We start from the raw sequence: 13043 nt of genomic DNA on the forward strand, positions 1-13043 counted from the left end.
CTAGCTTGGCGCAGTGGTAACCAAACGGGTAGCCTGCCACGCACAAAGGTTTCGGTCGTGTACAAGAAGGCAGAAACCTTCGCGTTTATCAGCCACTGCTAGGTTACGAGAAGCTCGAGAGTGTAGTGCGCTATCTTGGCATCGAGGTAGATGACGCTTTGGAGATGTCAGAGCTGATCGGTCTGTGACGTGTTCGCCGGGCCCGTTTTGCGCCCGGCGAGCATTGCCGAAGGGACGAAAGCGCAGCCTTTCCCTGAGTGCCAAGGGTCTCCTTTACGTCTGTGAGCCAATGTCCGCTCGTGGCGCTTCTGCGACCAGGTCGCACCAGTTATTCTTGATCCTTGCTGTCGGCGGGTGCGTCCGGGCAGCGAAGGCGCAAACGAATGATCGTGCCCTGTTCTGAAACGGCAAGGCTCAGAGGAATTTCGTCCCGAGCGCAAAGCCGCTGAACCTCCGTTGCCGAACACGTGGTCGGGCCCGGCCAAGAAAAAGGCCCCGGCGACGACGGGGGGCTCTTCGACGATGCGACTGACCAGGGCGTCAGATTCGCGGACCGCGTCCGCGCATGCCTCCGACGACCAGCGAGACCACAAACAGAATGACGGCGATGATGGCGATGAATTTCGCGATCTCGAACGACATGCCCGAAATGCCGCCGAAGCCGAGTACAGCCGCGACTAGGGCGACGATGAAGAAGATGATGGCCCAACGAAGCATAGAACAGTCCTCTGGAGATTGTTGAAGGAGGTGAATTTCGACGCCTCCATGCCGATCATTCGACCTCCGACCAACGTCCCGTGGACTCGACCGTTCCGTCCTTGGCGAACGGCGTCGGCGGTTCAGAAATTCCGTGCTTAACATTCTCCTGCAGTCGGCCAGGGTCAAGGAACTGACCCGCGTCCTCGCCGCCTTGAGCGAAGAGAGAAATGCAGGCGTGCGGCCGAGCGGAGAGCTTCTGCCTTGTCGTCGCAGCCACGAGCACAGATCGTCGGACGCCCGCCGTTGCGAAGGCCGGAAGGACTCATTCAAGGCAAGGTGCCCGGAGCGCGTTTGTCTAGGTTGAGCCGTCTGGTGCGTGAGTCGACCGACGCGGTTCGCCCAGCGGCGCTGAGGTCGCCCATGTTTTGCATCGACCAAAGCTCCCGCAGCCCGGGTGGTATTTTCGAGTTCGACTATGACTGCATGTAAAAGGGGAGCGGTTAGGGTGTTCGCCCTTCAGAATCGTCTCCTATCCTTTGACGGATGGAGTGGCTCGAATGGGCATGTGCCAGACTGCGGAGTATTCGGCCCATGTAGATGCATGGGTGGTACGGCGAATCCGGCCCGCAGCGATGGAGGCCAGGCCGGAGCAGGTTGATCGTCGTGCGGCCATATATCTCAGGGTTTCCACGGGGCGACAGCCCGCTTCGCTGGCGCTGCAGCGGAGCGCGCTCGAACGCTATGCCGCGAGCCAAGCCTTCGACATCGTTGCAGTCTACGAAGACGTCGGGAAGAGCGGCGTGACGTTGGAAAGGCGGTCCGGCCTGAGCCGGCTTCTCTTCGACGTGGTTATGGGAAATGCGAACTTCGCCCATGTCCTGGTTCAGGATATCAGCCGGTGGGGCCGATTTCAGGATCCGGACGAGGCTGCACACTATGAGTTCGTCTGTCGAAATCACGGCGTCTTGGTCACCTACTGCCGTGATCTGGTGTCAGTCGGACCTCCGGGTCAACTCGCCAAGCAGGTCAAGCGAGTGATGGCGGCAGACTATGTCCGCCAGATTTCGGACAGGACGCGTAGAGGAAAGCGCCGGGCTGCGGAGGCGGGCCGCGCTCCGGGCGCCTGGCCTCGGTATCTGGTGGACCGTCAAATCATTGAGCCTGACGGACTGCTGGGGCGTGTTCTGAGGTGCGGAGACTTTCGCTCTCATCCGCTGCAAGCTTTGCGCCTTATACCCGCGACCGGCGAGCGAGCTCAGGTTGTAGGACGCATTTTTCGAATGTTCATCGAAGGCGGCAAGTCGATGGCGGATATCGCAGCGACCTTGTCGGAGGAGGGGGTGTTCTGGACGGATGGGTCGCACTGGACCCGCCGGCGCATTTCCAGGATTCTTCGCGACCCGCTTTCCAAAGGGCTGCAACATTACGGCCGTTCACGAACCGTACTAGGCGTTCGTGGCGTGGAGATGGACAGGGGCCGCTGGGGCGAAGTCCAGGTCTTTGAGGGGATCGTGTCTGCAGAAACCTTCGAGACTGCCCAGGCGCGATTCAGGACGCTTGGCGGCAGAAGCGCTCATACCGACGAAGAAATGGTCTCAGGGCTTCGAGCCTTGCTGGAGAAGGAGGGGCGGCTCTCGGTCGCTATGATCGACGCCTGCCCGGGCATTCCCAGCGCCAGGCGATACATATCGCGTTTTGGTACGCTGGCGGCAGCTGGGCGTCTGGTGGGGTACGAGAGGTCGCGGGTCAGCCGGGGCGCAGCGCCGGACGGCAGCCCGCTTTCTCATGAGGCCATTCTGGAGGGATTGCGACGACTCCAGAACGAGAATGGAAGAATTAATGTCTCCCTGATTCAGGCCGATCGCCGCCTGCCGTCAATCTCCGTGATCACCAAGGCGTTTGGCACAGTCACGGCCGCCTATCATGCGGCGGGTCTATGATGGACGAAGAAAAACCCTTCGAAATGGATGACCTTCCGGCCAAGCTGAGACGCCATTTCGGGCGAGACGCTGACGGCGCCGTCGTCCTGCCTGCGGACCATTCACATGCTGAGCGCGGACCTGCTCACGCTGCCCAGTACCTGCGCATGTCGACAGACCACCAGCGCTACTCCCTGGGCAACCAGCGCGCCTATATCGCGAGCTTCGCGGAGAGCCGCGGGATCGAGATCGTCCGTACCTACGAGGATGCAGGGAAAAGCGGAGTGACCGTAGAACGGCGGTCAGGTCTCCAGCGACTTCTCTCGGACGTTCTTTCAGGCGAGGCTCCATTCTCGACCATACTCGTTTTCGACGTCAGCCGCTGGGGCCGGTTCCAGGATGCCGATGAGGCGGCGCATTATGAATACCTATGTCGAGAAGCTGGGCTTTCGGTGGTCTATTGCGCCGAGCTCTTCGCCGACGACACCTTCGGCTCCGTTTTCAAGCAGCTCAAAAGAGTCATGGCTGGGGAGTACAGCCGGGATCTGTCCGCGAAGGTTCGCGCCGGCCGCTGGGCGAAGGCGGCCCGGGGGCGCGCGTTAGGGGGCAGCGCCGTGTACGGTTTTCAGCGGCAGATCGTGAACGCGGACGGGAGTGCGGGCGCGATCCTTCCGGATGGACAGCGGAAATCGCGGCTCGATCAGGAAGTCCGCTATGTCTGGGGGCCGCCTGAAGAGCGTGTGGTCATACAGCGGATTTTTGAGCTCTTCGTACATGAGGCCCGCAGTCAGTCGGGTATCGCGAGGTTCCTCACTCATCAGGGCGTGATGTGGCGTGACGGAACGCCCTGGAACGGCGATCGCGTACAGAAAATACTCAAACGGGAACTCGTTGTCGGCTTTCAGGCCTATGGGAAGTCCAAAGTCGAGCTCGGGAAGCGAACGATCTATGTCGACCGCTCGCAATGGACCTATGTCCGGGTCATGGATCCTATTGTCGACATCGACACCTTCGTCGCGGCGCAGGAGCGGATGGGCGCTCTGAAACGAGGTCGGGGCAAGACGGAGGAAGAGATGGTCCGCGAATTGCGGCGCTTGCTGGCGAGCCGCAGGCCCACCCTCGAAGCCATTCGGGAGGCTGAAAACATGGCTTCGCCAACCGTTTACCGTAGTCACTTCGGCTCAATTAGAGCGGCCTACGAGCGGGCGGGTTATCAGTATTCCGGCTTTCGTCGAGGGGTGAACCCGAACGGCACGCCGCTTGATCGGGATCAGACGATCGAAGCGTTGCAGGCTCTCCACAAACAGCATGGGCGTATCTCTCTTAAGCTGATCAAGGCGACGCCTGGAATGCCAGGAGACGGCCGGATAAGGGCATTGTTCGGGTCCATTGCCGAAGCCTATGAGGCTGCGGGTCTCCCCGTGGGGCCTCGCGTGGGACGTCGTCGGCCCTGCTGAGTGGGGGGGCGAGAAACGACTACGCCACTGGACGATTGAGGGTTCCTGTAAGACGCCTTGCCTCGCATCCGGCGTCCTCCCGTCGCGAGCTCGCCGTAGGCGTCGGACAAGCTTTGCTTTAAATACAATTCGCGGTGGCGACCGACCTCGCCCCCGTAGACGGTCCGACGCGTCTCTCGCCGAGCGGGTCGGACCGTCGCCTTTGGGTGCGGGCTCCAGAACGCCTGATGCGGGGCGTCGATCGATGGTGTTCGGGGCCTGGACAGGTCACACTGGGCCCCATGGAATCAGGACTCAAGTTTGAACCAGGTTGGTCGGGCCGCGGGCGCGGCAAGGGCGGCTTCGAGGTCTATCGCGGTAAGGGGCGGCATGCGCGCCGGTTGCAACCCTCCGCCTCCGGCGGCGTCATCTTCGGCCTCTTTATGGCCTGGCTCCGCGGTAGGGCTTGACGTCCGCGCCTGAACAGCGGAGCGAAAATTTGATCTGGTATGGGGGAACCTTGGGGAGGCCCCTAGTTGATGGCCTGATCGCCGGATGAAGATCGGACGATTGAGGTCAGGTTCATCGCTTAGAAATAAGTGAAGCCCAGCCCGCAATGAAAGCCCGCCGCGCACCCCGAGAGGGGGCGACGCCGGGCTTTCGCTGTTTCTGGCGCCGCCGTCGTCGTCAGCTCGGGCTGCGCCGGTTCACTCCTATGCGAGACCTTGAAGGTAGGCTTGGATGTTCTCGAGCGCGGCGACATCGGCTCCGTCGCCGCGGCCGCCCAATTCGACGTTGGGAATGATGACCCCCAGCATGCTGACGATTTCGGCGATCGACTGAGGAGTATGGTCGAGGATCAGGCGTTCGAGCTTTTCAAGGACGTCATGATCGTCCTCGGTGTCGGTGCTTGTACGATAAGCTTCAACTGTCTCGTGGAACGCAACCACCATCGCCAAACCCCATAGAGGGAGGGCGCTGACCGCCAATCGGCCAGCTGGCCGTCCATATCGGTCCCGCCTCAATCGACTGGATCGAACCTTGTAATGCTCGGTCTAGTTGTGATTCTGGTCAAGGGTGCACGTTCACGGACCCCTTGCGGCTTAGGGGCGGCGAGAGCGGCCTGCTCGACGGCCTCGACCCGAATGAGGACGTCGCTCCAGGCCAGGGTCAGCTTCTCTACGACCTCGACCGACGGGGCGTCGAAATCAACCTTGGCGAAGGCGTCGTTCATCCAGGCCAGGACCTGGAGAGCAAGGTCCGCGCGCAGGCGAACGGCCGCCGCATCGTCAGTCATGGAAGCCCCCGCTAGCCGGTCGCGCCTACGAGAGGTTGCAGCGACGGCGGGTCTTCTAATGGGGGTAGTGAGGCTTTGTCCAGTCGAACGCTGTTCGGCGTTAACTGTCTTGTAGACGACCGGCGAAGTGTGGATTAGCTCGGATGGCCTAGGGGAGTTTACAAAGATGCCGGATCGTCTGAGCGCGAGGCAGCGAGAGTGTCTTCTGCTCACCCGGCATCATGGAACCAAGGCGATCGCCCACATGATGGGGATCTCGGAGTCCACCGCGAAGAAGCATATTCACGAGGCCTGTCAGCGGCTTGGCGTGAACACGCGCAAGGCCGCTCTGGCGATCCTGGAACGAAACGTACCAGGGGGTACGACACACCCCATGGCGGGGCTGGACGCCCCCGGCTCAGTTGCACCGGTCAACAAGGAGACGGGGCATGGCGAGCCGGACGAGCGAACCGCCGCAGTGGGACTGGGCGCAACTGGAGGCGGCCCTGAAGTTCATGGGCGCGGACAGGAGCGATCCTCTGCATCAATATCTGCTGGACGGTTTGCGGGAGCCGGAAGTCATGGCGTCGCCGGAGACCTTCCTGAAGGAGCTTCTTTCGGTGGCGGCGCTTCTGGCGGCGCGCGGGCAGGATATCGCCCGCCGCCAGGCCATCCACTGGTCCGACTTGCCCTCGTCATCGTGTTGATCGCCGTGAGCGCGCTGCTTTTCAGCGCGGTCGCAGGCGTCGTGATCGGCGATCAGACTCGCATTCAGGCGGTCGATCGCTCCCGCTAAACCCTCCTCGGTCATCGAGGACTATTCCCCCGCATGCGGGGAGGAGCGCTGAGCTATGAGCAAAGATGCCTTTGGAGTGGAACTCGCCCGTCAGCTTTATGCGGCTGAACGCGCCCTCGACATGGCGATCGCAGAGACCAACGACCTGGCGTCGCTGATGACGCGTGGGCGTATCCGGCACAGGATTTCCGCCATGGTGGGGCAGTCGGCGCTGGAAGACATCGGCGCCCTGGTCGCCGGTCTGACGGCGTCGCGCAACAAGATCGTCAGCGCGCATGGCGCCTTGAAGCGCGACGCTCAAGACCTGGGCATAGGCTGGCATGCGGCGGGCCCTGAGCTTAAACCTGCTGAGGACGGGCCGGTCGTCAAGACCGGGCGACTGCAGGTCGTGGCCTGACGAGGGGCGAACTTGAGCGGATTGGTCAGCTTTCTGGCGCTGTGGGGCGCGTGCCTGGGGCTGACCGCCCTGTGTTGGCGCATGGGGGGAGAGCCGGAACGGCGAGCGGCGGGCATGCTGCTCGCCGCCTATGCTGTTTCCCTCGTTCTGGGCGGGGTGCGCATCGAGGGCGTGAAGCTCGCGGTCGTGGCTGCGGACGTCTTACTTGCGGCGGGCCTTGTCTGGCTTTCCCTCTCCTACAGGCGCTGGTGGCTGCTGGTGGCGGCGGCGAACGCGGTCCTTGTGGTGATCGCCCACGTCACAGTTTTCTTGGAACCGAGCATTCATCAGCGCGCCTATATCGCCTATCGGATGCTGCCGGGGCTGGCTATTCCGCTTGCGGCCGGCTTTGGGGCCTGGGAGCGATGGCTCGCTGGAGAACCCGCGAGCGCCGGTTGGTTGCGGATGCGGCCGGCCTAGCCTAGCGTCCCCGCACAATTGGCGGGAGGATCCTGGGTTGAAGCGATCGACGACCGAATTCGACAAGGATCTGGGCAGCCGCGTGCGTGCGGTGCGCACGGCGATGAGGATGACCCAGTCGGAACTAGGCCAGGCGGTGGGTCTGACGTTTCAGCAGATCCAGAAGTACGAGCAGGGGAGCAACCGCATCTCGGCCAGCATGTTGCTGCAACTCAGTCAGGCTCTTAAAGCCGATTTCAGCGCTCTGGTCGCGCCGGACGGCGGCAGGCCAGCGGAGACGGTCAGGTCAATCCAGGAAGAGCAACTGCTGTCGGACTTTACGAGGCTGGATGCAGACCGCCGGCGACTGGTGCTGGATCTCGCGAGGACCCTGGGCGAGCCCTGAACCTTGCCGCTGTTCGTTTCGGCCCGTCCCGGTTCGTCCCAGCGGGCTTTCTAGCTCGGTTGCGCCGACGCGTTCCGTGACCTAGCGTCGCGCGCTGGGCGGATGGGGCTTGAAGCGATCAATGATCGAATTCGACAAGAATCTTGGCGCTGCGGTACGCAGCGCTCGCAAGGCCAGGGGGGTGAAGCAGCCGGACCTGGCAAGCGCGGTTGGACTGAAGCATCAGCAGATTCAGAAGTACGAACAGGGCGTCAATCGCATCTCGGCTGGCATGTTGCTGCAGCTGGGGCAGGCCTTGAGCGTCGATTTCAGCCCCCTGGTCGCGCCGGAGGGAGGCGATCCCGTCGCGGCGGTCCTGTCGCAGGATGAACTGAGGTTGCTTGCTGACTTCAATCAATTGGGCACCAAGCGTCGCAGCGTGGTTCTGGATCTGTTGAATACCTTGGTCGAGGTTGAGAAGGGCGGAGCTGAAACGCTGACGTAAACGACGGCCCCGGATCTGGGGAGCGCCTGCCACGCTGCATGACCCCATCATCATCGGCGCCAGAGGGGATTTCCCTCGTTCAAGCAGTAGGGCTTGTTGCATGGCTGACATCACCCTGGAGGATTGGCTTGTCGATTAGCATCGTGTCGCACCAGACCATCAGCCGCATCGTCGGCTTCGCTGCAGGCCAGGCGGATCTCGTGCCGGTAGGCTGGTCTTCCAACGACCTCTACCGGAAGCTCAGGGAAATCAACGAGCGGACCTTCCTGGCACGCTACCCGCAGGCCGAGCTCGAGGCTGGTTCCAGCGAGCCGGATATTCCCGGAGACGCCGCTGACTTCACCAAGCTGGTCCGGGCGCTTGGTGACTACGAACACAATTCCGACTTGTCCGGTGAGCGTCAATTGGCGGCGCTGCTGGTTTCGCTCATGTCGCGGGACGACCGATAATATTTATGAAGTACCGTTTCGCATGGTATCCTGCACCAATTGGTGCGCCCTGCTAAATGCAATTGCAAATTTGGGTCTTGGCGTTGTCAATACATCTTGAAAGATGTCTGTATCACGAACTTTTTACATAAGTAAATTTTCGCATTGTTTTCAAAATACTCGAAATCTGCCGGTCTTCGGGCCGGTTGTGGCTGGTGGAAAATTGAAAAAATGATGCAAAAACAAATCAATAGACGATTTTTGTGCCATCGAGTGGGAATAAGGGGCCGTGTGGGCGCGGCTTGTCCGCGTCTTCCATTCTCGTGAAATGAATATTGTTTGTCCCCGGAGAAGCGGTCGCTGAACTGATGCGTCAGCTTCACTGTGGATTTGCGTAGGCGTCGCGGGTCCGACACTGACGCCCACTACGCCACCCCCCATAGCTTCAAGGGGGATGTGATGACGAAATCCGTGGCGAACAAGGCTGGGCTGTTGGCGGGCGCAGCGGTGCTGAGCCTGATGGCGGGCGGCGCGGCCCAGGCGCAGAGCGCGGCCCAGGACCACGTCTCGACGGTGGACGACATCATCGTCACCGCCCAACTTCGTGCGCAGGACCCCATCGAGGTGCCCTTCGCCCTGACGGCCTATAGCGGTCAGTTCCTCGAGAACCTGGGCGTTCAGGAGTTCGAACAGCTGTCGGCCTTCGTGCCGGGCTTCCTGGTGCAGAACCAGTCGCCGAACAATCCGGGCTTTGTGATGCGCGGCATCACCTCGGACTCGGGCGCGGCCACGGCCGAGCCGCGCGTTTCCGTGTTTCAGGACGGGGTGTCGATCTCCAAGTCGCGTGGCTCCTATGTCGAACTGTTCGATCTGGAGCGGGTCGAGATCGCCAAGGGGCCGCAGTCGACCCTCTATGGTCGCGGCGCCCTGATCGGGGCGGTCAATCTGGTGCAGAACCGCGCTCGTCCGGGCCAGTTCGACGCCGAGATGCGGGCCGAGGTCGGCGACTATGGCTATCGCGCGGTCGAGGGCTTCGTGAACGCCCCGGTGGGTGATGATCTGGCCCTGCGTCTGGCCACGCGCATGAAGACGCGCGACGGCTCGGTCGAGAACCTGCTGGGCGGCGAGGACTACAATGGCATCGAGACCAAGGCCTTCCGCCTGTCCGGCGCCTGGACGCCCAGCGACACCCTGCGCGCCGACCTGATTGCCAACTACCAAACCGATGACGCCACCGGCACCTCGTTCAAGTCCATCGCCTATGATCCGGCTGACCCGACGACGGGCGCGGTACTGGGCGGCCGTGCGCCGTGGGAGGGCGCCGCCCTGACGCCGGGCGCCGCCTTCGACGGGGGCAAGAGCCTGGGTCTGGACCGCAAGGTCTGGGGCGTGACGGGGCTGGTGAAGTGGACTCTGACACCGTCGCTGTCGCTGAACTCGACCACGGCCTATCGCCAGTTCGATTCCTATGAAACCTTCGACGCCGACGGTCTGTCGCTGCCGTTGCTGACGGCGGCGGAAGAAGCCTATGGCGAGCAGTGGAGCCAGGAGTTCCGCCTGAACTGGGACAATGGCGGGCGCCTGTCGGGCTTCGCCGGGGCCGGCTGGTTCCGCGAGGAGGGCTACCAGCGCACCCCGACCCAGTTTGATGAACGCATCGCCCTGGCCCAGTTGGCCGGACTGCTGGACGGCTCGCCCACGGCGGTCGGCCACAACACCTTGCCGATCTCGGCCTATCCGACGGTGGCGACGCAGTTCCTGCAAGCCACATTGACGCCGCTGGGGGCAGGGGCCCTGGCCGCGCCGATCGCGGGCAACCTGAAGTCGGCGCACATCGAGATACCGATCAACAGCGCCGAACTGACCTCCTACGACCTGTTCGCCGACCTGACCTTCAAGGCCACCGACCGCCTCGAGTTCGCGGGCGGGGTTCGCTACACCCGCGACGACAAGACCACCGGCTACGCCAGTTCGGTCGCCAACGGCCGTTCCATCGCCGGCGGGCTGCTGGCCGTGCTGCAAGGCGCCGTGCCGCCGGCACAGGTTCCAGCTCTGCTGGGCGGTCTGGCTAATCCCAACGCCGTCAACCTGCCGGCTTCGGTCCTGCCGCTGTTCGGCCTGACGGCGCAGCCGACCGCCAACAACGGCGACTTCGTCTATGGCGATCATGAGGACGACGGCTTCACCTGGCGCCTGACCGCCCGCTATGCCCTGTCGGACGAGGCCAGCCTCTACGCCAACTATGCGCGGGGCCGCAGACCTGAGGTGCTGAGCGTTAGCGGCCCGTCTGCCCCGCTGGGCGCGCCGACCTTCAACGTCATCGAGGCCGAGACGGTCGACAGCTTCGAGGTCGGGGCCAAGGCGGCGCTGATGGACGGTCGCCTGCGTCTGGATGGCGCGGTCTTCCACTACGCCTACGACAACTTCCAAACCACGATTCAGGAAGGCACCCGCTTCATCACCACCAATGCGGGCGAGGCCAGCGCCTATGGCTTCGAAGGGCAGGTCTTCTGGGCCGCCGCCGACAACTTCGATCTGTTCGGCACCTACGGCTACAACCACTCGCGCTTTGAGGCGGGCCTGTATGACGGCAACCGTTTCCGCCTGTCGCCCGACAACATGGCTTCGATCGGCGCCATTTGGCGCCTGCCGGTCGCAGGCGGCACGGTCGAGGTGCAGCCGACCTATACCTGGCAGTCCAAGGTCTTCTTCGACGACAACAACGACATTCCGACCCTGCAGACCCAGAACTTCGTCGCCGACCTGACCCAGGACGAATACCAGGACGCCTATGGCCTGCTGAACCTGCGGGTTCGCTACGCCCCGGCCTCGGGGAGCTGGGGCGTCGAGGCCTTCGGCGAGAACCTTCTGGACGAAGAATACATCAAGGACGCCGGCAATACGGGCGACGCGCTCGGCTTGCCGACCTTCATCGCCGGACGCCCCGCCAGCTATGGCGTGGCCTTTACCGTTCGCTACTGAGGGTCGGGCGCATGACCATGAACCGTCGCGGCCTGCTGGGCCTGTTCGGGGCCGGGGCGGCTGTCAGCGCGACGCCGGCGATGGCGGAGGCGGCCTCGGTCGCCTTCCTCCACGGCGTCGCCTCGGGCGATCCGGGCACGGACCGGGTGATCCTTTGGACTCGCGTCACGGCGGGGGAGGGGTTCAGCGGCCCGGTTTCCGTGGCGTGGCGCGTTCTGGAAGGCGAGGGCGACCAAGTCGTCGCTTCGGGCCGTTTCGAGACGGGGCTAGAGCGCGACTATACGGTCAAGATCGACGCGGCGGGCCTGCGTCCCGGTCGCGACTACCGCTACGACTTCGCCGTGGGCGAGACTCGCTCTCCGATGGGCCGCACCCGCACCCTGGCGGCCGAGGGCGTGACGCCGGTCAATCTGGCGGTGGTCTCGTGCCAGCTCTATCCGGGCGGTCTGTTCAACGCCTATGAGGCCATCGCCGCCCTGTCGTCGCTGGACGCCGTGGTTCACTTGGGCGACTACATCTACGAATACGGGGCCGAGGCCGACGCCTACGGCATGGTCACTGGCGCCGCGTTGAACCGTCTGCCCGAGCCGCGTCATGAGATCGTGACCCTGGCCGACTATCGGACCCGTCACGCCCAGTACAAGACCGACGCCGACCTGCAGGCGGCCCACGCGCGCGCGCCCTTCATCTGCGTCTGGGACGACCATGAGACCGCCAACGACGCCTGGCTGCACGGCGCCGAAAACCACCAGCCCGAAACCGAAGGCGACTTCGCCGTGCGCAAGGCGGCGGCGCTGAAGGCCTATTATGAGTGGATGCCGATCCGCGAGGCGGCGCCCGGCGCGCTGAAGGAGGCCATCTACCGCAGCTTCCACTTCGGCGACCTGGCCAGCCTGATGATGGTCGAGACGCGGCTGACGGGACGCACCGAGCCGCTGGACTACAGCAAGGATCTGACCGCCAAGGACGGCCCGAACGGCGAGCCGGTGCTGGATCTCGACGCCTTCCGCACCAAGCTGAACGATCCGGCGCGCGATCTCATGGGGCCGGAACAGCGCGCCTGGCTGACGCGTGAACTGTCGGCGTCCAAGGCGGCGGGCCGTCCGTGGCAGGTGCTGGGCAATCAGGTCGTAACCGCGCGCGTGGCCGGTCCCGACGTGTCGCGGACCATGACGCCTGAACAGATCGAGGGCCTGATGGCCCAGGTGCCCGAGGCCTTCCGCGAACAGTTCGAGCAGGCCCTCTTCCTGTTCAAGATGGGGCTGCCGTTCAACCTCGACGCCTGGGACGGCTATCCGGCGGGGCGCGAGCGGCTCTATGCCGCCTTCGCTGAGGCCGGAGTCCAGCCCATTGTCCTGGCAGGCGACAGTCATGCCTTCTGGGTCAACGAGCTGAAGGACGCCGCCGGCGTCCGTCGCGCCCTCGAATTCGGAACCAGCGCCGTCTCCAGCCCCTCGATCGGCGACGCTATCGGCGGCTTCCCTCTGGGCGAGGCCCTGATGCGGGCCAATGACGAGGTCGTCTTCTGCGACCAATCGGCCAAGGGTTTCATTCTCCTCGCCCTGACTGCCGACAAGGCCGAGGCGACCTTGATGCAAATTTCCACCATCTTCGCAAAACCCTTTGAAATTAAACGACTGAAGCGTTTTGCTGTGGAGATCGACGGCGGGCTGATCGAAGTTGCGGAGGCCGAGAAGGCTTAGACGGCCGCAGGGGCGCTTCCCTTGCCATGATCGGAAGGCTGTGCTGATCCCGCGCTAACGGCGGCGAAGGGGACGGGAC

Annotated in this window: 13 protein-coding genes and 1 pseudogene; 11 read left to right on the forward strand and 3 right to left on the reverse strand. The window is 63.4% G+C overall.

Annotated features, from left to right (window positions below; all coding sequences use genetic code 11):
- Positions 1–540: 540 nt before the first annotated feature.
- Positions 541–717, reverse strand: coding sequence for a DUF1328 domain-containing protein (locus tag CQ039_RS01070; RefSeq protein ID WP_105562042.1), 177 nt, complete (start codon positions 715–717; stop codon positions 541–543).
- Positions 718–1262: 545 nt separating this feature from the next.
- Between CQ039_RS01070 and CQ039_RS01075 the strand changes: the two genes are divergently transcribed.
- Together CQ039_RS01075 and CQ039_RS01080 are read left to right on the forward strand one after the other, a co-directional pair.
- The gene (locus tag CQ039_RS01075) at positions 1263–2639 is read left to right on the forward strand and encodes a recombinase family protein (RefSeq protein ID WP_158255964.1); all 1377 of its coding nucleotides are present in this window, start codon (positions 1263–1265) and stop codon (positions 2637–2639) included.
- Positions 2636–4075 (forward strand): recombinase family protein, encoded by a 1440-nt coding sequence (locus CQ039_RS01080; RefSeq protein WP_105562044.1) that lies wholly within the window; start codon positions 2636–2638, stop codon positions 4073–4075. Before CQ039_RS01075 ends, CQ039_RS01080 begins: the two co-directional genes overlap by 4 nt.
- 692 nt (positions 4076–4767) lie before the next feature.
- Here CQ039_RS01080 and CQ039_RS01085 read toward each other — a convergent pair.
- Complete coding sequence (locus CQ039_RS01085; RefSeq protein WP_105568001.1) at positions 4768–5007, reverse strand: hypothetical protein; 240 nt, start codon at positions 5005–5007, stop codon at positions 4768–4770.
- 68 nt (positions 5008–5075) lie between these two features.
- The gene (locus CQ039_RS01090; RefSeq protein WP_105562046.1) at positions 5076–5351 is read right to left on the reverse strand and encodes a hypothetical protein; all 276 of its coding nucleotides are present in this window, start codon (positions 5349–5351) and stop codon (positions 5076–5078) included.
- 166 nt (positions 5352–5517) lie between these two features.
- Between CQ039_RS01090 and CQ039_RS16935 the strand changes: the two are divergent.
- The 9 genes and pseudogenes from CQ039_RS16935 to CQ039_RS01130 form a co-directional block, all read left to right on the forward strand.
- Positions 5518–5670, forward strand: a pseudogene (locus CQ039_RS16935) (sigma factor-like helix-turn-helix DNA-binding protein); the annotation flags it as partial.
- A gap of 109 nt (positions 5671–5779) precedes the next feature.
- A complete protein-coding gene (locus CQ039_RS16745; protein WP_233190098.1) occupies positions 5780–6037 on the forward strand; it encodes a hypothetical protein in 258 nt (85 codons plus the stop codon).
- Positions 6038–6181: 144 nt separating this feature from the next.
- Positions 6182–6523: a hypothetical protein gene (locus CQ039_RS01100; protein WP_105689980.1), complete on the forward strand. Its 342-nt coding sequence runs from the start codon at positions 6182–6184 to the stop codon at positions 6521–6523.
- Between the two features lie 12 nt (positions 6524–6535).
- Positions 6536–6982 (forward strand): hypothetical protein, encoded by a 447-nt coding sequence (locus CQ039_RS01105; protein ID WP_105562049.1) that lies wholly within the window; start codon positions 6536–6538, stop codon positions 6980–6982.
- 37 nt (positions 6983–7019) lie between these two features.
- On the forward strand, positions 7020–7367 hold the full coding sequence (locus CQ039_RS01110; RefSeq protein WP_199183524.1) for a helix-turn-helix domain-containing protein: 348 nt from the start codon (positions 7020–7022) through the stop codon (positions 7365–7367).
- Between the two features lie 121 nt (positions 7368–7488).
- Positions 7489–7851, forward strand: a complete 363-nt coding sequence (locus CQ039_RS01115) for a helix-turn-helix domain-containing protein (RefSeq protein ID WP_105562050.1) — start codon at positions 7489–7491, stop codon at positions 7849–7851.
- Between the two features lie 128 nt (positions 7852–7979).
- Positions 7980–8300 carry a hypothetical protein gene (locus CQ039_RS01120; protein ID WP_105562051.1) on the forward strand — a complete coding sequence of 107 codons (321 nt, stop codon included), beginning with the start codon at positions 7980–7982 and terminating at the stop codon, positions 8298–8300.
- A 438-nt stretch (positions 8301–8738) separates the two neighbouring features.
- A complete protein-coding gene (locus tag CQ039_RS01125; protein ID WP_105562052.1) occupies positions 8739–11261 on the forward strand; it encodes a TonB-dependent receptor in 2523 nt (840 codons plus the stop codon).
- Between the two features lie 11 nt (positions 11262–11272).
- The gene (locus CQ039_RS01130; RefSeq protein ID WP_105562053.1) at positions 11273–12964 is read left to right on the forward strand and encodes an alkaline phosphatase; all 1692 of its coding nucleotides are present in this window, start codon (positions 11273–11275) and stop codon (positions 12962–12964) included.
- Positions 12965–13043: the final 79 nt, after the last annotated feature.

The sequence above is a fragment of the Brevundimonas sp. MYb52 genome, assembly GCF_002979535.1.
Classification (GTDB): Bacteria; Pseudomonadota; Alphaproteobacteria; order Caulobacterales; family Caulobacteraceae; genus Brevundimonas.

What these genes read in the sequence shown, in the direction of transcription:
- CQ039_RS01115 (WP_105562050.1), top strand. Translation starts at nt 7,489, where the DNA reads ATGATCGAATTCGACAAGAATCTTGGCGCTGCGGTACGCAGCGCTCGC.
- CQ039_RS01130 (WP_105562053.1), top strand. Translation starts at nt 11,273, where the DNA reads ATGACCATGAACCGTCGCGGCCTGCTGGGCCTGTTCGGGGCCGGGGCG.
- CQ039_RS01070 (WP_105562042.1), bottom strand. Translation starts at nt 717, where the DNA reads ATGCTTCGTTGGGCCATCATCTTCTTCATCGTCGCCCTAGTCGCGGCT.
- CQ039_RS01090 (WP_105562046.1), bottom strand. Translation starts at nt 5,351, where the DNA reads ATGACTGACGATGCGGCGGCCGTTCGCCTGCGCGCGGACCTTGCTCTC.
- CQ039_RS01125 (WP_105562052.1), top strand. Translation starts at nt 8,739, where the DNA reads ATGACGAAATCCGTGGCGAACAAGGCTGGGCTGTTGGCGGGCGCAGCG.
- CQ039_RS01085 (WP_105568001.1), bottom strand. Translation starts at nt 5,007, where the DNA reads ATGGTGGTTGCGTTCCACGAGACAGTTGAAGCTTATCGTACAAGCACC.
- CQ039_RS16745 (WP_233190098.1), top strand. Translation starts at nt 5,780, where the DNA reads ATGGCGAGCCGGACGAGCGAACCGCCGCAGTGGGACTGGGCGCAACTG.
- CQ039_RS01080 (WP_105562044.1), top strand. Translation starts at nt 2,636, where the DNA reads ATGATGGACGAAGAAAAACCCTTCGAAATGGATGACCTTCCGGCCAAG.
- CQ039_RS01075 (WP_158255964.1), top strand. Translation starts at nt 1,263, where the DNA reads ATGTGCCAGACTGCGGAGTATTCGGCCCATGTAGATGCATGGGTGGTA.
- CQ039_RS01100 (WP_105689980.1), top strand. Translation starts at nt 6,182, where the DNA reads ATGAGCAAAGATGCCTTTGGAGTGGAACTCGCCCGTCAGCTTTATGCG.